Raw genomic sequence first — 21,575 nt, 5'->3', positions numbered from 1 at the left:
AAAATCGGGCAGCACTTTCACAGCAGGAATGAAAATGGTCCGGTTCGATGACCTCACCCTGTTCGTCCGCACCGCCGCGCTGGGCAGCTTTTCCAACGCCGCGCGCGAGGCCGATCTGCTGCCCGGCCAGGTTGCTGCGGCGGTAGCGCGGCTGGAACGCGAGCTGGACCTGCGCCTGTTCGTGCGCTCCACCCGCAGCCTGCGCCTGACCGCCGAGGGCGCGCTGTACCTGCCCTATGCGCAGGAGGTGCTGGCCGCGCTGCGCGAGGGCGAGGCCCGGGTGCGTGGCGAAGATGCCGAACTGCGCGGCACGCTGCAGGTGGCCGCGCCGTCGGATCTGGGCCGCAACCTGCTGCTGCCATGGCTGACCGAGTTCCGCGCCGCGCACCCGAAGCTGCAGTTGCGCCTGCAGTTGTCCGACCAGGTTGCCGATGTGTTCCGCGACCCGGTCGACATCGCGTTCCGCCTGGGCCGCTTCGACAACGCCAGCTATGTCGCCCTGCCCCTGCTGCCCGGCAATCGCCGGGTACTGGCCGCGTCACCGGATTACCTGGCCCGGCATGGTGCACCGGACAGCCTGGAGGCGCTGAAGGAGCACCACTGCCTGCTCTATCAACTCGCTGGGCGGGCCTACGACCGCTGGAGCTTCGAGGCCGATGGCCGGCGCACGGTGATCCCGGTGCGCGGCAACATGGTCTGCGACGATGCCGACGTGGTCCGCCGCTGGGCAGTGGCGGGGGAAGGCATCGTCTTCAAGTCGTGGCTGGATATCTGCGCCGATGTGCAGGCCGGGCGCCTGCAGGTGCTGCTGGGCGGGGCCGGCGACAGCCTGCCGTTGAACCTGGTGTGCCCGCACCGCAAGCAGTTCTCGCCGGCGATCCGGCAGCTGCATGCGATGTTCGCGCAACGGCTGCAGCCGCTGCTTGCCGGGTTGCCGGCCGGCGCGCGCTGACGCTATCGCCCGGCGCGCGGCTGCCGGACAATGCCCCTCCCCCCGTAGTCGAGTCGCCGCCATGCCGTGGATGGGCATCCAGGATCTGTGGACCTTTGTTGCGGCCGTGCTGGTGTTCCTGGCACTGCCGGGCCCAGGCACGTTCACTCTGCTCACGGCCACCGGCCGCGGCGGGGTGCGCGGCGGCTACACGGCGCTGTTCGGGCTGCTGCTGGGCGACCAGATCCTGATGTGGCTGGCGGTGGCCGGCGTGGCGGCGCTGCTCAAGGCCAACCCGCTGGTGTTCCACGCGGTGCAGTACCTCGGCGCGGCGTACCTGGTGTGGATCGGCATCGGCCTGTTGCGCCAGCCGCGCGCCCAGGGCGAGGAAGGTGGCATCCGCCTCACGCCGGGCCACTACTTCCGCCAGGCGGTGCTGATCAACCTGCTCAACCCGAAGGCGATCATCTTCTACATGGCCTTCCTGCCGTTGTTCATCGATCCGGCACGGCACCAGGGTGTGGTGACGTTTGCGACCATGGCGCTGATCATCTTCGTCATGGGGCTGGCTTACTGCTCGGTGCTGATCGGGGTGGGCAACCTGCTGCGCCGTCGGATTCTGCAGCACCCGCGTGTCGGGCTTTGGCTGAGGCGCGTGGCGGGGGTGTTCCTGGTCGGGTTCGGTGTGCGGCTGGGCGTGAGCGGCTGAGCCCTTGCACGCAAGCGTGGTGCACGACGACAGCGCGCGTCGCGTTCGGCCGCGGATAGGCAGCATCATCGCGACGCTCGGTTTTCATTCAAACATTGAGATTCCCCTGCGTACCGGCGAGGTGTCCAATCGGCGCCATCGTCCAACGTCGCCTCACCGGCGCGTGCGCAACACTGCGGGGACCCATGCCGCCACCTGTCTACTTCGTGCAGCACCTGAGCGGTCATGACGAGCGCCTGCTCGGCATGCACACCCGGCGCATCGATCTGGCCCATCCAGCCGTGACCCGCATCGTCGCGGGGCTTCAGCCGCTGGACCGGATCGATCTGCGTGCGTGCCTGTTCGACTGCCACGCCAGCCTGGTGCTTGGGCTGCGCCATCGCATCGCCGAGGCCGAAGCGGCGGCGCAGGGCTGGCGTCTGTTCGATGCCGACGGCGTGTTGTGCTGCAAGCGCTTCCCCGGGGATGCGCAGGTGATCTATCCACAGGGCCATCCACCGCAGGCAGACTGGGCACGCGCCCTGCTGCCGGGCACCGGCTGAGCCGCACGCGTCAGTGCCGCATCGCCTCACGCAGATGGTCGATGAACACCCGCAGCTTGGGTGCCATCTGCTCGCGTGCCGGGTAGTAGAGGTGGAAACCGGCGAACGGCTGCTGCCAGTCCTGCAGCACGCACTGCAGCCGGCCGGCCGCCACATCGCCGGCGTACAGCGCCTCGAACCCCTGGGCCAGGCCCATGCCCCGGGTGACAGCGGCATGGATCAGCCCGGCGTCGTTGAACACCAGCCGGCCCGCCACCTCGACCTCGAAATCGCGACCCTCGCCGGTGAACTCCCACGCCATCCGCCGGCCGGTGCTGAGCCGGTGCACGATGCACTCGTGCGCGACCAGGTCGGCCGGGGTGGCGGGCACGCCGTGCGTGGCCAGATAGTCCGGCGTGGCCACCACCACCTGGCGTTCCAGCGGCCCGATCGGCACCGCGATCATGCCGCGGGCCAGGCTTTCGCCCAATCGGATCCCCGCGTCGAAGCCGCCGGCGACCAGATCGGTCAGCGCGGTTTCCACGAACAGCTCCACCTCGATCTGTGGATAACGCGCCAGGAAGCCGGGCAGGTGCGGCAGCACCAGCAGTTCGGCAGCGATCCGCGGCACGTTGATGCGCAGCTTGCCGGCGGGGACATCGCGCAGCTGGTCCAGGTCTTCGAACGCGGCATCGATCCGGGCCAGGCCATCGCGTACCTGCGCCAGGAAGCGCGCGCCCTGCTCGGTCAGGCCGACCCGGCGTGTGGTCCGTTGCAGCAGCCGCACGCCAAGGTGGGCCTCCAGCGCGCGCACCGTCTGCGAGAGCGCCGAGGGCGATACGCCCAGCTCGTCGGCCGCCCGGGTGAAGCTGGCATGGTGCGCGACGCGGGCGAAGGCAACCACGGCAGGCAAGGGATGCTGGGCGCTCATTGTGAAGGCTGGCTTCAAGGACGATGCAGGAGCAGCCAGTTTATCCACATAGTCCGCAGGAGGATGCTGGTCCTGTTCCTTCCCTCCCCCTGGAGTACCGCATGCAGACCCGCACCCTTGGCCGTGATGGCCCCACCGTTTCCGCGCTTGGCCTGGGCTGCATGGGCATGAGCGCCTTCTATGGCGGCCGCGGCAGCGATGCCGACGCGATCGCGGTCATCCACCGCGCGCTGGAGCGCGGCGTCACCCTGCTCGACACCGCCGACATGTACGGCCCGCACACCAACGAGGTGCTGGTCGGCAAGGCGATCGCCGACCGCCGCGACCAGGTGTTCCTCGCCACCAAGTTCGGCATCCGGCTGGAGCCGAGTGATACCGCCGCGCGCAGCGTCGATGGCCGCCCCGAGTACGTGATTGCCGCCTGCGAGGCCAGCCTGCAGCGTCTCGGCGTGGACCACATCGACCTGTACTACCAGCACCGCGTGGACGGCACGGTGCCGATCGAAGACACCGTGGGGGCGATGGCGCGGTTGGTCGAACAGGGCAAGGTGCGCTTCCTCGGCCTCTCCGAAGCCTCGGCCGGCACGATCTGCCGCGCCCATGCGGTGCATCCGATCACCGCGGTGCAGACCGAGTACTCGCTGTGGTCGCGCGATCCGGAAGACAACGGTGTACTGGCGACGGTGCGCGAGCTCGGTATCGGCTTCGTGCCCTACTCGCCGCTGGGCCGTGGCTTCCTGACCGGCGCGATCCGCAGCCCGGCCGATTTCGACGCCGATGACTACCGCCGCCAGTCGCCGCGCTTCCAGGGCGAGAACTTCGAGCGCAACCTGGCCCTGGTGGATGCGGTGACCGCGATGGCCGCGACCCAGGGCGTGACGCCCGGGCAGCTGGCCCTGGCCTGGGTACTGGCACAGGGGGAGGACCTGGTGCCGATCCCGGGCACCAAGCGGCTGGCCTATCTGGAAGAAAACCTCGGCGCGCTGCAGGTGCAGCTCAGTGCCGACGAACTGGCCCGGATCGATGCGATCTTCCCGGCCCATGCCGCCGCCGGCCCGCGCTATGCCCCTGCGGCCATGGCGACGTTGAACCGCTGACGTCCACCGGCCCGATCGGCATGTTCGATCCGGCCGACGCGTCGCTAACCCTGCGTGAGGTGGACAATGGCCCTCTTTCTCTCTGGATGGACCCTGCCCCATGCGCTGGCTCGCCCCGCTGTTGCTGCTGCTGGCCATCGCGCCGGCGCACGCCGATGAGATCCGCTGCCTGACCGGTGGCAGCCGCCAGCAGATCCACCTCGAATGGAAACTCCCCGAAGGCACCGCGGACGGTGAGCGGGTCAGCCATGTGCGTTACGCCGGCAAGACCGCGTGGTTGCGGCTGACCCTGGCCTCGCAGGAGAGCACGGTGCTGGCCGAGGACCGCCCGTGGCAGTTCGACACGGTGTGGGACGAGCACCTGGACGGCAAGGTCATCGGCCACTATGCGATCAGCTCGCAGGGCGCGCGCATCTATGGCTTCTCCCATACCAACGCGCGTACGGGCCAGCAGACCGCGTTCGGTGAAGACTTCGGTGCGATCACCGACACCGGCTGCCATTGGGAATGAGCGTCCGGCCTTTGTGCCGCTTTCGTCACCTTCGCCTCAGTCATGCGGGCCGTGCAGCCGCTTACGACGCTTGGCAGTAGTAATGCTGCGCCGCGTTCGGTAAAACTCGCAGACTTGTCGTTCACAGTCATCCACCGCGAGGCCCCATGTCATTGCTCCGGCGCAAGTCCCTAGACACTGTCACCGTCCATGAAGCCGGCAGGCAACTGATCCCGACCCTGAGTTGGCCGCACCTGATCGCGCTGGGCATCGGCGCCATCGTCGGCACCGGTATCTACACCCTGATCGGTGTCGGCGCGAACCTGGCCGGCGCCGCGGTGCTGATTTCCTTCGCCATCGCCGGCGCGGTCTGCGCCTGCGCGGCCCTGTCCTACGCCGAGCTGTCGACGATGATGCCGGCCGCCGGCAGCGCCTACACCTACAGCTACACCGCCCTGGGCGAGGTGGTGGCCTGGGTGGTTGGCTGGAGCCTGATCCTGGAGTACTCGCTGGTGGTGAGTACGGTCGCGGTCGGGTGGTCCGGCTACGCGGTCGGCTTCCTGCACGGCTTCGGGATCGACCTGCCCTTGATGCTGACCGCCGGCCCCCACGTGGAAGGCGGCTTCATCAACCTGCCGGCGGTGTTGATCACCTTCCTGGTGGCCGGCATGCTGATGGCCGGCACCAAGGAAAGCGCGACCCTCAACGCAGTCCTGGTGGTGATCAAGATCATCGCCCTGACCGTGTTCGTGGCGATCGCCCTGCCGCACTTCGATACCGGCCACATGGAGCCGTTCATGCCGTTCGGCTTCGTCAAGTCGCTGGGCGCCGATGGTGTGGAACGCGGGGTGATGGCGGCCGCCGCGATCATCTTCTTCGCGTTCTACGGCTTCGATGCGATCTCCACCGCCGCTGAAGAAACCAAGAAGCCCGAGCGCGACCTGGCGATCGGCATCATCGGCTCGATGGTCGGTTGCACCATCATCTACGTGCTGGTGGCGCTGGCCGCCGTGGGTGCGATGAGCTACACGATCTTCGGCCAGAGCGCCGAGCCGCTGGCGCTGATCCTGCGCGAGCTGGGCAGCCCGGGCGCGGCCAAGTGGATCGGCGCAGCGGCGGTGATCGCGCTGCCGACCGTGCTGCTGGCCTTCCTGTACGGCCAGAGCCGCATCTTCTTCGTCATGTCGCGCGATGGCCTGCTGCCGCGTGGCCTGTCCAAGGTCAGCGCGCGCACCGGCACGCCGGTCGCCACCACGCTGTTCACCGCCGTGCTGGTTGCCGCGCTGGCCGGCGTGGCACGTCTGGACGAGATCGCCGCGCTGGCCAACGCGGGCACCTTGGCCGCGTTCACCGCGGTGGGCCTGTGCCTGGTGGTGCTGCGCAAGCGCGAGCCGAACCGCGTGCGCAAGTTCCGCACGCCGCTGGCCTACGTGGTCGGCCCGCTGGCGATGATCGGCTGCGTGTACCTGTTCTTCAGCCTGCCGAGCACGACCCAGCTGTACTTCCTGGGCTGGAACGTTCTGGGCCTGATCGCCTACTTCGCTTACGGGCGTCGTAATGCGGTGCTGGGCAGGCGCTGAGAGATCGCGCCGGCCACCGGCCGGCGATGACCGGGTGTGAGAAAGGCAGGCCCTGGGCCTGCCTTTTTCTTTGCGGGCGCTGGTGAAGCCGCGCTGCCGGGCAGCGCGCATGATGCCCCCTGTACTCAGGGCTTCGCGGCGGCGGCAACCTTGGCCGCGTGATCCTGCGCCTGCTGCATGACGCGCAGCAGATTGCCGCCCCAGATACCGGCGATCTGTTTCTCGCTGTAGCCCTTGCGCAGCAGCCACGCGGTGATCTTCGGCAACTGGCTCACGTCGGGCAGATCGGCCAGGCCACCGCCGCCATCCCAGTCCAACCCGATACCCACGTGTTCGGGGCCGACCACGGTGAGGATGTGCTCGAGGTGGGCGAAGAAATCGTCGAGCGTGGCCTTGCGCAGCGGAATGCGCTGGTCGATTTCCTCCAGCCCCTTCTTCAGCGCGACACCCTGCTGGATGCTCATGCCGTCGTAATCGGTGCCCAGCTGCGCCATCAGCGCCGTCTCGGCCGCCTTGCGCGCCTCGCTCTTGGCGGTGTCGATCAGATAACCACCATAGGCGTTGACCTGGATCACGCCACCGGCCTTGGCCAGCTGCTTCAGACGCGCATCATCGAGGTTGCGCGGATGGTTGTAGATCGCCTTGGCCGAACTGTGCGAGAGCACGAACGGCACCGGCATGCGCTCGATCAGGTCATCGAACACCGCATCGGCAGCATGCGACTGATCGATGACGATGCCCAGCCGCACCGCTTCATCCACCAGCGCTTTGCCGGCCGGACTCAGGCCCTTCCACTCGGCACCCTTGGGATCGGTGGCCGAATCGGCGAACTCGTTGTTGGCGAAGTGCACCGTGCTGAGCAGGCGCAGGCCGGCCAGGTGGTAGTAACTGAGCAGCGTGGGATCGTCGACCAGCGGGCTGGCGTTCTCCATGCTGATGTAGACCACGCGCTTGCCGACGGCCTTGATGCGCGCGGCATCGGCGGCGGTCAGCGCGAGCTGGAAGGTGTCCGGATGCGCGGCGAGCATCTCGCGGATCTCGGTCAGCCGCAGCAGGCCGGCATCGCGGTCATGCTGGTGCGCTTGTGCGCTGCGGTCGCCCTGATCGGTGTAGATCGCCCAGAAGCCGCCATCCAGCGCGCCTTCGACCATGCGCGGGTAATCCACCTGCGACAGCGCGTTATGGTCGTGCCGCTGGGTGATGTCGAAGCCGTCCCGGTGGAAGTTGGCCGGCGTATCCAGATGGCTGTCCAGCGTCAGCAGCCGCTGCTGCAGCGCGGACGCCTTGGCCAGTTCCTGCGGGGTGAACGCGATCGCGTGGGCGGCCAGCGGCGTGCACAACGCCAGCGAGACCAGCAAAGACAGACTGCGCAACGTCATGACGCCTCACCTTGGTTGAGAAGCGTCAGACCATAGCGCTGAGAGGACAACAAACGGTAGTGCCGGCCGCTGGCCGGCTCCCCGCGACAATCGGCGACTAGGAGGAGCCGGCCAGCGGCCGGCACTACCCGATGCCGAACGTGGCCGGGATCCTGCGAATCAATCCACCACGCGGCAGAACACGGCCTTGAGGTAGCGCGATTCCTGCACGTGGGCCATGAACGGGTGATCCGGACCGGCGCCGGCCACCTTCAGGATCTGGATGGTGCGGCCGGCGTAGAACGCAGCGCGGCGCAGCATGTCCAGGAACTGGTCTTCGGCCACCAGGCCGGTGCACGAGAAGGTGGCCAGCAGGCCACCGGGCTTGACCACACCCAGCGCCAGCTTGTTCATGTCCAGGTACTTCTTCAGCGCGGTGATGACCTGGTCGCGGTCGCGGGTCATCTTGGCCGGATCGAGGATCACCACGTCGAACTTCTCGCCGCGGTTGGAGGCATCGCGCAGCCACGGGAAGATGTCGGACTGGATGAACTTCGGGCGCACGTTGTTGAGCTTGGCATTACCCTTGGCGATGGCGATCACGTCTTCATCGATATCGATGCCGACCACTTCGGCCGCACCGCGCGCGGCGGCATACACCGCAAACCCACCGGTGTTGCAGCACAGGTCCAGCACGGTCTTGCCTTCCACCTGCTGGCTCAGCCACTGGCGGTTCTCACGCTGATCGGCGAAGAAGCCGGTCTTGTGCGCACCGGCCGGGTCGGCGCGGAACTTCACGCCGTACTCGGTGATCACCGAGGCGTCGGTGGTGGTGTTGCCGTGGAAGTCGAAGCTTTCCTGCTTCTGCACGTGCTCGTCGGCGAAGCTGTGGAAACGGCAGCCCGGGAACTGTTCGCGCAGGGCTTCATACACCCACTCGCGGTGGCGGAACATGCCGGCGGCGAAGAATTCGACCACGACCAGGTCGCCATAGCGGTCCACGACCAGGCCGGACAGACCGTCGCCTTCGCTGTGGACCACGCGCCAGGCATCGGAGATCTCGTCCAGCTTGAGCACCTCACGACGCAGCGACACCGCCTGGGCGATCTTGCGCGAGAACCAGCCGGCGTCGACCGGGATGGCCTGATCGGTCTCCAGGATGCGCACGGCAATGCGCGAATGACCGTTGTAGAAGCCCCGGCCGATCCAATCCCCGTCCACGCCGACGACGTCGACGATGGCACCGGGTTTGGGACGGACGGCCGGCTTTTCGACCAGTTTCTGGAAGATCCACGGGTGGCTGGAGCGCCAGGCGTTCTTGAGGCGGACAACGGGGGCAGGGGTATTCATGTACGCATTGTATGACGCGCCACCGCATGCGCGCTGCCGCCCCACGGTCTGCTGCGCATACCGCGGGCCCCGTCATACCCGCAACCACACCCCCGCGCCTGCGGCGCTGCCCCCTGACTCAGGGGGCGATCATTCATCACGAACGGGGCATGGAAACCATTTGACGCCGGCCCCGGCACCCCGCAGAATCGGCCTCAGAAGGGGAGTAGCTCCCAGACGTTGTCGCCGTCAATTCGAGCCCGCAGGCTCCGGTGCAACGGCAGTCCCACCCATCGGGACTGCGAGCGAGACCTTCGCCGTATGGCGAAGCTCTGTCCCTGGATCCCCCCGATCCTCCGTTGCAGATCCTCGCCATCCGGCTTGAGGCACTCTATTTTTTCCAACGGATAAACCCAATGCAGACGATCGGTAATGTGTGGTTGTGGGGCGGCTTCGGCGCGGTGGTGATCATCGCGCTGCTGGTCGACCTCGTCTTGATGCGACACGGCGGCCCACACAAGGTCACCTTCAAGGAAGCCCTGTGGTGGTCCATCGGCTGGGTTGCCCTCGCCCTGGCCTTCAACGGTGGCCTCTGGTACTACCTGAACGAGACCGCCGGCCAGGTGGTGGCCAACAAGGTCGGCCTGGAGTTCCTGACCGGTTACCTGGTCGAGAAAGCCCTGGCCGTGGACAACATCTTCGTCTTCCTGATGATCATGGGCTACTTCGCGGTGCCCGAGGAACAGCGCCAGAAGGTGCTGATCATCGGCATCCTGGGCGCGATCGTGCTGCGTACGATCATGATCTTCGCCGGCAGCGTGCTGCTGACCAAGTTCCACTGGCTGCTGTACGTGTTCGGCGCGTTCCTGCTCTTCACCGGCTGGAAGATGTGGTTCTCGGCCGGCAGTGAGCCGGATCTGGAGACCAACCCCGCCCTGCGCTGGATGCGCAAGCACCTGCGCCTGCTGCCCGACTATGCCGGCAACGCCATGAGCGTCATGCGCGATGGCAAGCGCTGGTTCACCCCGCTGTTCGTGGTGCTGATCCTGATCGCGGTGACCGACGTGATCTTCGCGGTGGACAGCATCCCGGCGATCTTTGCGATCACCACCGACCCGTTCATCGTGCTGACCTCCAACGTCTTCGCGGTGCTGGGCCTGCGCGCGATGTTCTTCCTGCTGGCCGGCATGGCCGATCGCTTCCACCTGTTGCCGTACGGCCTGGCCCTGGTGCTGGCCTTCATCGGCATCAAGATGATGCTGATCGACCTCTTCAAGATCCCCACCCCGATCTCGCTGGGTGTGGTGGCGGTGATCATCGCCGCGACCGTGGTGCTGAGCCTGAAGAACCCGCCGAAGGAAGGCGGCCACGCCTGACCGACCGTGCCGCCTGCGGGATTGTCCCGCAGGCGGTACCTCTCTCTCCCACGACGTTGCCCTTGTGTTCATCCGGGGCGACGCCATCCCTAAGGGTATGAACGCCAACCTGCCCCAGCCCACCGGCGCGCCGCCGGTCCCGTCCCGCAACGACCGTGGTGGTGTACTGCGGGCGTTCAACCTGAGCCTGGCCTTCGTGCTGCTGCTGGTCGCGGTGTATACCGCCCAGGGCCACTTCGACTGGCGTCCGTGGGCGGTTGCCCCGCTGGACAAGGCCGGCCTGCTCGGCATTCTCGGTGCACCGCTGCTGCACGGCTCGATCCAGCATCTGGGCGCCAATGCGGCAGCCCTGCTGATCCTCGGCACCCTGGCCGGCAGCGTTTATCCCAAGGCCACCGTGCGCGCGCTGCCCCTGTTGTGGGTCGGCTCGGGGCTCGGGGCCTGGCTGCTCGGCGATCTGGGCAGCCGCCATCTGGGCGCCAGTGGCATCACCCACGGCCTGATGTTCCTGGTGTTCGTGCTCGGCCTGCTGCGCCGCGACCGGCCAGCGATCGCCGCCGGGCTGATCGCCTTCCTGTTCTACGGCAGCATGCTGCTGACCATCCTGCCGCACGAGCCGGGCGTGTCCTGGCAATCGCATATGGGCGGTGCCTTCGCCGGCATCATCAGCGCGCTGCTGTTCCGCCTCTCCGACCCGATGGCGCCGCGCAAGCGCTACAGCTGGGAGGACGAGGAAGAGGACGACATCGAGGCCGCGCACGACGCCGATCTGGAACCGCCTTCCCCGACCCGCGTGCCGGTGCTGTGGCAACCGCGCGAGGGCCGCGACTTCGTGGTGCTGCCGTTCCGGCGGCGCGATGAAGGGTCATCGCTGGACTGACCGGCAGCGCCATCTGATTACATGCCACGGTAGGGCCACGCCATGCGTGGCTGCCGTGCGCCGGATAGTCCGATATCGCGCCCACCGACCAAGCGCAGCCACGCATGGCGTGGCTCTGCACGCTCAAGGATTCGCTGCGGTCGTCCCATCCCCATCCACCGCACGCCGGCCCAGCGCCGGGTCATCGGTGAAGAACGCATCGATGCCAGTGGCCAGGTAGGCGCGCATCTCCGCGACCGAGCCTTCGGCGTTGCGGGCATTCGGCTCGCCGCTGCGGAACTCCGCGGCCTGGAAGTAGTTTTCCGGCCGGAACGTATACGGCACCACCATCAACCCGGCCGCATGCGCATCACGCACCAGCGAGGTCGGGGTGCCGAGCTTCCCCTGCGCATCCAGTGGAATGACCATGCGCAGGCTGGGGCCGATGCCGTCGGCATAGGTGGCCACGTCGCGCAGCCCGGCCGGGGTGATCAGGTCGGCATAGCGCTGGTTGCCCTTGGCGGCCAGCACGTCACCGGGCTGCTGTTTGGGATCGCCGAGCAACTGCAGCAGGCGGATGTTGCTGTCGCGGCCGAGCTTGCCGCGCAGGTAACGCAGGTTGCCGACCTCGAAGGACTGGATCGTCACCGGCGCCACGCGCGTGTACGCGTTGCCCTGCAGTGCCGCCAGTACCTTGTCTTCCATCGGCAGGCCGATGCGCGTGAAGTAGGTGCCGTGCTTGATCTCCGGCACCAGCCCGATGCCGCGGTTGGCGCGCCCGGCCTGCTGCACCAGGAAGGCAATGATCTCGTCCAGCGTGGCGATGCGGAACTGGCCGTCGAAGGCGGTGCTGCGCAGCTGCGGCAGGCGCTCGCGGGCGTACAGCGTCTTCAGCTCGGCCAGGGTGAAGTCTTCGGTGAACCAGCCTTCGATGCGCTCGCCGTCGATGGTCTTGACGGTCTTGCGGCTGGCGAACTCGGGGTGCGCGGCCACATCGGTGGTGCCGCCGATCTCGTTCTCGTGGCGCGATACCAGCACGCCGTCCTTGGTCATCACCAGGTCCGGCTCGATGTAGTCGGCGCCATCGGCAATGGCCTGCGCGTACGCGGCGAGCGTGTGCTCGGGCAGCAGCGCACTGGCGCCGCGGTGGCCGTAGACGGCGGCCTTGGCCGGCGTGGAGGAAGACGATTCAGCGCTCATGGCCACCGATGGTGCCACGGCCAGCGACACCAGCAACACACATCCCCACAACTGCTTGGACACTGCAAATCCCTGTCGATAAAGAACCCGGTCAGTCTGCTGCAAGGCTGTGACAGCGCGAAGAAAGGCCGCGTGCCTACTTCCCGATACAGAAGCTCGAGAAAATCCGCCCGAGCAGATCATCGGCGCTCATCCGCCCGGTGATCTCGCCCAGCGCCTCATGGGCCAGGCGCAGTTCCTCCGCCGCCAGCTCCAGGTGCTCGTGGACCAGCTCCGATTCGGCGCGCTCGGCATGGCCGATGGCCTGGCCGATCGCCTCGACGTGGCGGGCGCGCGCGGAGAACTCACCGTCCACGCTGTCGCCGGCACTACCGCTGGCCAGCGCGCGCAAGCATGCGTGCAGCTGATCCAGGCCGAGGCCGGTCGCGGCCGAGACATGCACCACGTCCGCAGGGGCATCGGACGGCAGGGTGTCCAGCAGGTCACTCTTGTTGTGGATCCACAGCTGCTGCGGTACGTCGGCGATGCTGTCGCCCACCGCGTCGCGGCCGGCCTGCGGCTCGCGCGCATCGACCACCACGATGGCCAGGTCGGTGCGCTGCATTTCTTCGCGGGCGCGGCGCATGCCCTCGCGCTCGATCGCATCGCCGCCTTCGCGCAGACCGGCGGTGTCGACCAGGGTCAGTTCCAGACCGTCGATGCGGATGGTTTCGCGCAGGGTGTCGCGGGTGGTCCCGGCGATGTCGGTGACGATCGCCCGCTCGCTGCCGGCCAGTGCATTGAGCAGCGAACTCTTGCCGGCGTTCGGCGGCCCGACCAGCACGGCGTGCAGACCGTCGCGCAGTTTGCGGCCGCGTTCGGCATCCTCGCGCAGCCGGATCAGCGCCTGCAGCGCGGTGACCAGGCCACTGCGGACCTGCGCGCCGCCGAGGGTATCGAGCGGTTCGTCGGCGAAGTCGATCGCTGCTTCCACGTGGATCCGCAGCAGAACAAGCTGTTCTGCGACCTCGTCCACGCGGCGCGAGAAGACCCCGTCCAGCGAGCGGCGTGCCGCGCGCGCTGCGCGGGTATCGCTGGCGGCAATCAGATCGGCAATCGCCTCGGCCTGGGCCAGGTCGAGCTTGCCGTTGAGGAAGGCCCGCTCGCTGAACTCACCCGGCCGCGCCTGCCGAGCCCCCAGTGCGATGCAGCGCGCGACCAGTTGCTGGAGCACCACCGGGCTGCCATGCCCCTGCAGTTCCACCACTTCTTCACCGGTGAAGCTGTTCGGGGCGGGAAACCACAGCGCGATACCGTCATCGATCACCTCGCCGCCCGCATCGCGGAAGCGTGCGTAATGCGCGTGCCGCGGCTGCATCGCGCGCACGCCGATCGCCTCGGCGATGGGCCGCGCCTGGGGGCCGGACAGCCGCAGCATGCCGACGCCGCCCGCGCCGGGCGCGGTGGCGATGGCCACGATGGTGTCGGGGGCATGGGTCATGTCGGGCTCACTGCAGGGTGCGGGGAATCAGGGGGCATTCTACGGACCGCACGGTTGGCCGGGCCGCAGATGCAGGAAACCCGCCTTGCGGCGGGTCTCCTGTGTGGCTCACTTCTTGGCGGTGACGACCGGCAGCGGATCGCTGCCATGACGCTTGGTCATCCACCACTGCTGGAGCAGGCCCAGGCCACCGTTGACGACCCAGTACAGCACCAGACCGGACGGCATGAAGGCCATCATGACGCCGAACACCAGCGGCATCAGCTGCATCATCTTGGCCTGCATCGGGTCCATGCCCGGCGCCGGAGTCAGCTTCTGGGTGGCCCACATCACCGCCACGTTGATCACCGGCAGGATGAAGTACGGGTCACGTGCGGTCAGATCCTGGATCCAGCCCAGCCACGGGGCCTGGCGCAGTTCCACCGATTCCACCAGCACCCAGTACAGCGCGAAGAAGATCGGCATCTGGATGAGGATCGGCAGACAGCCGCCCATCGGGTTGATCTTCTCTTTCTTGTACAGCTCCATCATCGCGGTCTGGAACTTCTGGCGGTCATCGCCATAGCGTTCCTTGAGCTGCGCGATGCGCGGCTGGAAGCGGCGCATCTTGGCACCGGACTTGTACTGCACGGCCGAGAGCGGATACAGCACCAGCTTCAGCAGCACCACCAGGCCGACGATCGCCCAGCCCCAGTTGTTGACGACCTTGTGGACCTGGTTGAGGACCCAGAACAGGCCCTGGCCGATGATCGCCATCAGCGAGAAGCGGCTGTAGTCGACCACGCGGTCCAGGCCCTTCACGTCTTCCTTGGCGATCAGGTTGACCAGCTTCGGGCCGACCCACAGGCGGGCTTCGGTGCTGACCTGCTGGCCCGGGGCCACGGTGAAGGCCGGGCCACGAGATTCGATCTGGTCGCGGCCGTTGTTCTGCGCCAGCGAGTACTGCGCGGCCTGGTCGGCCTGCGGAATCCACGCGGTGAAGAAGTGGTGCTGCAGCATCGCCAGCCAGCCGCCGGTGATGGTGCGGTTGAGGTGGCCGTCGTCCAGGTAATCCTTGAACGCGCGACGCTCGTAACCGTCCTGCGGGCTGAACCAGGTCGCGCCGTTGAAGCTGAACGAGTCCGGGTTGGTCATGCTGCGCGAGAGGATGGTCGGGGTGCGGTCCAGGGTGCGGAACACGTAGCCGCTCCACGGGGCGCTGCCGCCGTTAACCACTTCATCCTTCACCGTGATCGCGTACTCGTTGCGACCCAGCGAGTAGGTGCGGCGGATGGTCACGCCGTTCGGGCCGGTCCATTCGAACGGCACCGTGACCTCGTCCTGGCCCTTGGCCAGCACGAAGTCGTGGTTGTCACCGACCAGCTTGAAGCCGTTGGCGGCCGGCACCGGCATGGTCTTGTCTTCGCTGATCCAGCCACTCACCGCGCGGTACGGGTGGGTCGCTTCTTCAGTCAGCAAGCGGACCGGCGGGCTGCCTTCTTCCTTGGTCTGCGGGAACTGCAGCAGCTCGGCATCCAGCACCGTGCCACCGTCCAGCACCAGACGCAGGACGTCGGTGGTGATGGTCACGCGGGCCGGACCGGCCTCGGTCTGTGCGGCCGGCTGTGCCGCCGGCAGGGAACCGTCTGCCTGGGGCACGGGCGCACCGGGGATGCTCCCGGCAGCCGCACCCGGCACGCTGGCCTGGGTAGTCTGGGTGGCCACGGCCGGGGTCGGCGGCGCGGCTTTATCGCGGCCCCACTCCATCCACAGCAACACGGCCACCATCAGCCAGGCAAAAATCAGGAAAACGCGGGTCTGGTTCATCAGCGTGCAGGCTCGACGGGGCCGGCACGCAATGCCGGCTCGGACTGGGAAAGGGGTGCAACGCCCAGGGGCGGCGGCATTGTGCCGTCCGCGCCCGGCATGGGCAATGCGCCAAGGCGGCGCAACAGGCGTTCAAACGCCTGGCGGATATCTGAATTGCTGGCGGTACGGGCGGCACTGCGGGCAACGACGACGTAATCGCCGGCACTCATCCACGGCCGTACGTGGCGTGTGGCATCGCGCAGCACACGCTTCACTCGGTTGCGACCCACGGCTCGGGGATCGACTTTGCGCGACACCGCAAGACCCAACCTGGCTGGCGTATCGCTCTTCAGCCAGTGCAGGGTCATCAGCGGATCGGATACACGGCGGGCGCCGTTGAAGACCGTTGTATATTCGGCACGCGTACGAACCCGCGCAGAGCGAGGAAATCGCTTGCACGGGTCGGAACTGCTCACAGTCAGGATTGCGTCTGCCGCGGAAAGCGGCATTGCAATCAAGCGCTCAGGACTTTACGGCCCTTGGCGCGGCGACGCGACAGGATCTTGCGGCCGTCAGCGGTCTTCATACGGGCACGGAAGCCATGGTCGCGCTTACGCTTGAGGTTGCTGGGTTGGAAAGTGCGCTTGGTGGCCATGCGGGCCTCTATATGAAGGGGACGGAAAGAACCGGAAATTCTATAGACCTCATTGAGGTCCCGTCAAGTGTCTGTCACTAAGGGAATTCACCGGGCTGTGCAATAGCTGTGGATCGTTTTGTGAATAACTTTGGGACAACCATTCCCGGCCCCCCTCGTCGGTGGTAGTCTGCGCCATCCATTCTTCCCCCCTTCCGGCCTGCGGTGCGGCGCTTTTGTTCGCCTATCCGCTGGCCCCAGACGATTATTGCCGATGGATGCCTGGTCTCGTTCTCTCGAACGCCTCGAAGCGGAGTTTCCGCCCGAGGATGTTCACACCTGGTTGAAGCCGCTGCAGGCAGATCTGCGCGCGGACAGCCTGGTGCTTTATGCGCCAAACGCCTTCATCGTCGACCAGGTGCGCGAGCTGTATCTGCCGCGCATCAAGGAACTGCTGGCGCACTTCGCCGGTTTCGGCGACGTTTTTCTTGAAATCGGCTCGCGTCCGCGTCCGGTAGAGGCGCAGATCGGGCCGATTCCGGGCCTGTCCGCACCGGCGGCGCCGGCCGAACCCCTGGTGCCCTTCGCCGGCAACATGGATTCGCACTACACCTTCGCCAACTTCGTGGAAGGCCGCAGCAACCAGCTGGGTCTGGCCGCGGCGTTCCAGGCGGCGCAGAAGCCGGGCGACCGGGCCCACAACCCATTGCTGCTGTACGGCGGGACCGGCCTGGGCAAGACCCATCTGATGTTCGCGGCCGGCAATGCGATGCGTCAGGCCAACCCGGCGGCCAAGGTGCTGTACCTGCGTTCGGAACAGTTCTTCAGCGCGATGATCCGTGCGCTGCAGGAAAAAACCATGGACCAGTTCAAGCGCCAGTTCCAGCAGGTGGACGCGCTGCTGATCGATGACATCCAGTTCTTCGCCGGCAAAGACCGTACCCAGGAAGAGTTCTTCCATACGTTCAACGCCCTGTTCGACGGCAAGCAGCAGATCATCCTGACCTGCGACCGGTACCCGCGCGAAGTCGAGGGGCTGGAAGCACGGCTGAAGTCGCGACTGGCCTGGGGCCTGTCGGTGGCGATCGAGCCGCCGGACTTCGAGACGCGCGCAGCGATCGTGCTGGCCAAGGCTCGTGAGCGTGGCACCGATATCCCCGACGATGTGGCGTTTCTGATTGCCAAGAAGATGCGCTCCAATGTCCGCGACCTCGAAGGTGCGTTGAATACCCTGGCCGCACGCGCCAACTTCACCGGCCGTGCGATCACCACTGATTTCGCCCAGGAAACCCTGCGCGACCTGCTTCGCGCCCAGCAGCAGGCGATCAGCATTCCCAACATCCAGAAAACCGTGGCCGACTACTACGGGCTGCAGATCAAGGATCTGCTGTCCAAGCGTCGTACCCGGTCGCTGGCCCGTCCCCGTCAGGTTGCCATGGCCCTGACCAAGGAACTGACCGAGCACAGCCTGCCGGAAATCGGCGACGCCTTTGCCGGCCGGGACCACACCACGGTGCTGCATGCCTGCCGGCAGATCCGGACGTTGATGGAAGCGGACGGCAAGTTGCGGGAAGACTGGGACAAGCTGATCCGGAAGTTGAGCGAATGATGCATGTACGCCGCTAAGGCGTCATCGCATAAAACGGTGCAGAATCCGGTAGTAAGCGAGGTATAGGTTGTGGATAAAAAAGCCGGCGGATTCGACGGTAAAGTTATCCACACCTTTCCCCACCCCTTGGGGGCTAGTAATGCAGAGGGTTTCGCGGTCAAAAACCCTAATGTTTACAAAGGCTTAGTCGTGTTTTCCCGCGATTCTGGCCCTACCAGCACCACCAAGCTTTTGATTTATTCCACATTTTTTTAAAGCATAGGGGCACGGAACCACATGCGTTTCACACTGCAGCGCGAAGCCTTTCTCAAGCCGTTGGCACAAGTCGTCAACGTGGTCGAACGCCGCCAGACCCTGCCGGTTCTGGCTAATTTCCTGGTTCAGGTCCAGAACGGACAGCTGTCGCTGACCGGCACGGACCTGGAAGTGGAAATGGTGTCGCGGATCGCGGTGGAAGATGCCCAGGACGGCGAGACCACCATCCCCGCCCGCAAGCTGTTCGAGATCATCCGCGCCCTGCCTGACGGCAGCCGGATCACCGTCTCGCAGACCGGTGACAAGATCACCGTGCAGGCCGGGCGCAGCCGCTTCACCCTGGCAACGTTGCCGGCCAACGACTTCCCGTCTGTCGACGAAGTCGAAGCGACCGAGCGCGTGGCCATCGGCGAAGCGACCCTGAAGGAACTGATCGAACGCACCGCGTTCGCGATGGCACAGCAGGACGTGCGCTACTACCTCAACGGCCTGCTGTTCGACCTGCGTGGCGATGCCCTGCGTACCGTGGCGACCGACGGTCACCGCCTGGCGCTGTGCGAAACCGAGCTGGAAAAAGCCAGCGCCGCCAAGCGTCAGATCATCGTGCCGCGCAAGGGCGTGACCGAGCTGCAGCGCCTGCTGGAAAGCGGCGATCGCGAGATCGAGCTGGAAGTCGGCCGCAGCCACGTTCGCGTCAAGCGCGACGATGTGACCTTCACCTCGAAGCTGATCGACGGTCGCTTCCCGGATTACGAGGCCGTGATTCCGATCGGTGCCGACCGCGAAGTGAAGGTGGATCGCGAAGCCCTGCGTGCCTCGCTGCAGCGCGCCGCGATTTTGTCCAACGAGAAGTACCGCGGCATCCGCGTGGAAGTCTCGCCGGGCAACCTGAAGATCAGCGCGCACAACCCGGAGCAGGAAGAAGCCCAGGAAGAGATCGAGGCCGATACCACGGTCAGCGATCTGGCCATTGGCTTCAACGTGAACTACCTGCTGGACGCGTTGTCCGCCCTGCGCGACGAGCATGTCGTGATCCAGCTGCGCGATTCGAACTCCTCTGCCCTGGTCCGTGAGGCCAGCAGCGAGAAGTCGCGTCATGTGGTGATGCCGCTGCGTCTCTGACCGGAGACGTGCAGGTTCCACGTGGAACCGAGTGGTGTTGAGAAGCCCGGCATTGCCGGGTTTCTTTTTGGGCGGGAGAACGATGTTCCACGTGGAGCATTTGTTTTGCGGTTGAGCTTTGGCTGTAGCCGGACTGTTCGTCTGATCCTTTGCCGACCCAGCCCAACTCTCGTGAGACCGATGCCAAGCAGCGAGTCGGCGGTTGGGAAACGAGCCCCAAGAGGTGATGACCCCGTTTTGCGCCCCTGGTCCTTCGGTTGGTGCGGCACCCGCGGGGTCAGCGGATGACTGGCGATGGACCGCTGCTGTGCGTGTCGATTCTGCATGCGTCAACCGAGCCAAAGGCGCGAATTGCTCGTCGGCTCCGAAGCACTGCGGTACCCGGCGTTTTGACCGCTGGATCACAGCTCTATGCTTTTAAAAACTGTATATAAATCTAAAGCTTGGTGGTGGTGGTAGGGCCAGATTTGGTTGAAAAGTAGGTTAAGTGGTTGGTTTTAAAGAAGAATATAGGCTCGAAACCCCCGGTAAAACAGGGTCTGAGCCTGGGGGTGATCCTGTGGATATCTTTCGAGGCAGTTCAAGAGGCCTTTTTTATCCACAGATTGCCCAGAGGCTGTGCATAAGCCATACAGAGCGGGTGTGGACAGTCTCGTTTGGGTCTGCGCGCGTTGCTCGGGTTCTACGCTGGGGCGATTGAACCTCACCTCCAGATTTAAAAAAAAACAGGGCACCGGCCGCGTCCTCGCTCGCAAGGCGGGCAAAAAACGGTGCGAATTCGTTGAAATCTGCAGCACCTCAGTGCTGCGCAGGTCGCAGATTTGAAGAAATTCAACCCCTCCGGCGGGCCATGCGGCGGTAAACGGAGGTTTCACGTGGCGGTCCTGGCCGCGGCGCTGACGTCGGCGGCCGACATCCGGCTTGTCTGGCCCAATGACCGTTGGCGCCACCCGAAATGGACGCATGGCAGACCGAGCCGCCACCGCGCGGAACACCGGGACAGGCCGATCCGCTCCTTCCGCCTTCGGCGACGGGTCCGGTACCCACTCGCGGCGCGCGGCGCATCCGGCCACGTGGAACCGGGGCAATGCAGTAAGCTGATCGATTCCCCTACCCCTCTGCCGCCCCGTGCGGCGTTGATCGTCCGCATGCACATCCGCCGTTTGTCCCTGCACCAGGTCCGCCGCTTCGATACCGTCGAACTGGCACCACAACCGGGCATCAACCTGATTACCGGTGACAATGGCGCCGGCAAGACCAGTGTCCTGGAGGCGTTGCACGTCATGGCGTACGGGCGCAGTTTTCGCGGCCGTGTCCGGGATGGCCTGGTGCGACAGGGCCGGGAGGCGCTGGATGTGTTCGTGGAATGGGATGAGCAGCGCGAAGGTGCCGATACCCCGACCCGTCGCAAGGCCGGGCTTCGCCACAGCGGCCAGGAATGGAAAGGCCGACTGGACGGGGAAGATGTCGCTCAGCTCGGGACGCTTTGTGCCGCACTGGCGGTCGTGACCTTCGAACCCGGTAGCCATGCGCTGGTAAGCGGCGGTGGCGAGCCCCGCCGACGCTTCCTGGATTGGGGTTTGTTCCACGTGGAACCAGACTTCATGGGTCTGTGGCGGCGGTACTCGCGGGCCCTGAAGCAGCGTAACGCCCTGCTCAAACAAGGTGGGCATCCGCACGCGCTGGATGCATGGGATCGCGAGCTCGCGGAGGCCGGCGAACCGCTGACCACCCGCCGCCAGCACTACCTGGAGCGGCTGCAGGAACGAACCGTGGAACTGGCGGCCGTCTTGGCCCCGAATCTGGGAATCCAGTCACTCAGTCTCAGCCCTGGCTGGCGGAAGCAGGAGGTATCGCTGTCGGATGCCCTGCTTTTGGCCCGGGAACGTGACCGCATGGCCGGCTATACCTCGGTCGGTCCGCACCGGGCGGACTGGAGCGTCGGATTCGAGACCATTCCGGGCCGGGATGCACTCTCGCGTGGCCAAGCCAAGCTGACCGCCCTTACCTGCCTGCTGGCGCAGGCCGAGGACTATGCCGAGCAGCGTGGCGAGTGGCCGGTGATCGCGTTGGACGATCTGTCTTCAGAGCTGGACCGGCATCACCAGGCGCGGGTGCTGGAACGGCTGAAGGCCGGCCCGGCGCAGATCTTCATTACCGCCACCGAGGTACCGGCGGCGCTGGTCGACGCGACAGATATCACCCGGTTCCACGTGGAACATGGACAGGTCCTGCCTGTGCCATAGTGGTCCCCCAGGGGCCACGGTGCCCGGCTGGTATAATTGCTGTTGCAACCCCTTATTACT

Annotated in this window: 19 protein-coding genes; 11 read left to right on the top strand and 8 right to left on the bottom strand. The window is 66.1% G+C overall.

Annotation, left to right across the window (positions count from 1 at the left end):
- Positions 1–28: 28 nt before the first annotated feature.
- The 3 genes from ABE463_RS10855 to ABE463_RS10845 all read left to right on the top strand — a co-directional run bounded on the left by ABE463_RS10855 (position 29) and on the right by ABE463_RS10845 (position 2,182).
- The gene (locus ABE463_RS10855; protein ID WP_346468169.1) at positions 29–952 is read left to right on the top strand and encodes a LysR family transcriptional regulator; all 924 of its coding nucleotides are present in this window, start codon (positions 29–31) and stop codon (positions 950–952) included.
- Between the two features lie 61 nt (positions 953–1,013).
- Complete coding sequence (gene leuE, locus ABE463_RS10850) at positions 1,014–1,640, top strand: leucine efflux protein LeuE (protein ID WP_102788761.1); 627 nt, start codon at positions 1,014–1,016, stop codon at positions 1,638–1,640.
- 185 nt (positions 1,641–1,825) lie between these two features.
- Positions 1,826–2,182: a hypothetical protein gene (locus ABE463_RS10845; protein ID WP_346468168.1), complete on the top strand. Its 357-nt coding sequence runs from the start codon at positions 1,826–1,828 to the stop codon at positions 2,180–2,182.
- 10 nt (positions 2,183–2,192) lie between these two features.
- Here the strand turns inward: ABE463_RS10845 and ABE463_RS10840 are convergent, their stop codons facing one another.
- The gene (locus ABE463_RS10840; RefSeq protein ID WP_346468167.1) at positions 2,193–3,092 is read right to left on the bottom strand and encodes a LysR family transcriptional regulator; all 900 of its coding nucleotides are present in this window, start codon (positions 3,090–3,092) and stop codon (positions 2,193–2,195) included.
- Between the two features lie 101 nt (positions 3,093–3,193).
- On the opposite strand from ABE463_RS10840, the gene ABE463_RS10835 reads away from it, so the two are divergent.
- The 3 genes from ABE463_RS10835 (at position 3,194) to ABE463_RS10825 (ending at position 6,259) form a co-directional block, all read left to right on the top strand.
- A complete protein-coding gene (locus ABE463_RS10835; RefSeq protein WP_346468166.1) occupies positions 3,194–4,189 on the top strand; it encodes an aldo/keto reductase in 996 nt (331 codons plus the stop codon).
- Between the two features lie 100 nt (positions 4,190–4,289).
- Positions 4,290–4,700, top strand: a complete 411-nt coding sequence (locus ABE463_RS10830) for a hypothetical protein (protein ID WP_346468165.1) — start codon at positions 4,290–4,292, stop codon at positions 4,698–4,700.
- Positions 4,701–4,846: 146 nt separating this feature from the next.
- Positions 4,847–6,259, top strand: a complete 1,413-nt coding sequence (locus tag ABE463_RS10825; RefSeq protein WP_346468164.1) for an amino acid permease — start codon at positions 4,847–4,849, stop codon at positions 6,257–6,259.
- Positions 6,260–6,384: 125 nt separating this feature from the next.
- Here the strand turns inward: ABE463_RS10825 and ABE463_RS10820 are convergent, their stop codons facing one another.
- Positions 6,385–7,638: a dipeptidase gene (locus tag ABE463_RS10820; protein WP_346468163.1), complete on the bottom strand. Its 1,254-nt coding sequence runs from the start codon at positions 7,636–7,638 to the stop codon at positions 6,385–6,387.
- A gap of 159 nt (positions 7,639–7,797) precedes the next feature.
- The gene (locus ABE463_RS10815; protein WP_346468162.1) at positions 7,798–8,967 is read right to left on the bottom strand and encodes a class I SAM-dependent rRNA methyltransferase; all 1,170 of its coding nucleotides are present in this window, start codon (positions 8,965–8,967) and stop codon (positions 7,798–7,800) included.
- A 395-nt stretch (positions 8,968–9,362) separates the two neighbouring features.
- Here ABE463_RS10815 and ABE463_RS10810 point away from each other — a divergent pair, with 395 nt between their 5' ends.
- On the top strand, positions 9,363–10,322 hold the full coding sequence (locus tag ABE463_RS10810; protein ID WP_070474178.1) for a TerC family protein: 960 nt from the start codon (positions 9,363–9,365) through the stop codon (positions 10,320–10,322).
- A 97-nt stretch (positions 10,323–10,419) separates the two neighbouring features.
- A complete protein-coding gene (locus ABE463_RS10805; RefSeq protein WP_346468161.1) occupies positions 10,420–11,202 on the top strand; it encodes a rhomboid family intramembrane serine protease in 783 nt (260 codons plus the stop codon).
- A 123-nt stretch (positions 11,203–11,325) separates the two neighbouring features.
- On the opposite strand, the gene ABE463_RS10800 is transcribed toward ABE463_RS10805, so the two are convergent.
- The 5 genes from ABE463_RS10800 to rpmH all read right to left on the bottom strand — a co-directional run bounded on the left by ABE463_RS10800 (position 11,326) and on the right by rpmH (position 16,304).
- Positions 11,326–12,381 (bottom strand): glycerophosphodiester phosphodiesterase, encoded by a 1,056-nt coding sequence (locus ABE463_RS10800; RefSeq protein WP_346468192.1) that lies wholly within the window; start codon positions 12,379–12,381, stop codon positions 11,326–11,328.
- A 136-nt stretch (positions 12,382–12,517) separates the two neighbouring features.
- Positions 12,518–13,861, bottom strand: a complete 1,344-nt coding sequence (gene mnmE, locus ABE463_RS10795; RefSeq protein WP_346468160.1) for a tRNA uridine-5-carboxymethylaminomethyl(34) synthesis GTPase MnmE — start codon at positions 13,859–13,861, stop codon at positions 12,518–12,520.
- A gap of 108 nt (positions 13,862–13,969) precedes the next feature.
- Positions 13,970–15,667, bottom strand: a complete 1,698-nt coding sequence (gene yidC, locus ABE463_RS10790; RefSeq protein WP_346468159.1) for a membrane protein insertase YidC — start codon at positions 15,665–15,667, stop codon at positions 13,970–13,972.
- Positions 15,667–16,158, bottom strand: a complete 492-nt coding sequence (rnpA, locus tag ABE463_RS10785; protein WP_346468158.1) for a ribonuclease P protein component — start codon at positions 16,156–16,158, stop codon at positions 15,667–15,669. Before rnpA ends, yidC begins: the two co-directional genes overlap by 1 nt.
- A 5-nt stretch (positions 16,159–16,163) precedes the next feature.
- A complete protein-coding gene (gene rpmH / locus ABE463_RS10780) occupies positions 16,164–16,304 on the bottom strand; it encodes a 50S ribosomal protein L34 (protein ID WP_006404565.1) in 141 nt (46 codons plus the stop codon).
- Positions 16,305–16,557: 253 nt separating this feature from the next.
- On the opposite strand from rpmH, the gene dnaA reads away from it, so the two are divergent.
- From dnaA to recF, 3 genes are all read left to right on the top strand, one after another.
- On the top strand, positions 16,558–17,892 hold the full coding sequence (gene dnaA / locus ABE463_RS10775; protein ID WP_346468157.1) for a chromosomal replication initiator protein DnaA: 1,335 nt from the start codon (positions 16,558–16,560) through the stop codon (positions 17,890–17,892).
- A gap of 276 nt (positions 17,893–18,168) precedes the next feature.
- Positions 18,169–19,269 carry a DNA polymerase III subunit beta gene (dnaN, locus tag ABE463_RS10770; RefSeq protein ID WP_346468156.1) on the top strand — a complete coding sequence of 367 codons (1,101 nt, stop codon included), beginning with the start codon at positions 18,169–18,171 and terminating at the stop codon, positions 19,267–19,269.
- A 1,148-nt stretch (positions 19,270–20,417) separates the two neighbouring features.
- The gene (gene recF, locus ABE463_RS10765; protein WP_259260735.1) at positions 20,418–21,515 is read left to right on the top strand and encodes a DNA replication/repair protein RecF; all 1,098 of its coding nucleotides are present in this window, start codon (positions 20,418–20,420) and stop codon (positions 21,513–21,515) included.
- Positions 21,516–21,575 lie beyond the last annotated feature (60 nt).

The organism is Stenotrophomonas sp. TWI819, assembly GCF_039673075.1.
Lineage (GTDB): Bacteria > Pseudomonadota > Gammaproteobacteria > Xanthomonadales > Xanthomonadaceae > Stenotrophomonas > Stenotrophomonas rhizophila_B.
Note: the sequence above shows the minus strand (reverse complement) of the source record. Positions and strands in the feature narration are given on the sequence as shown.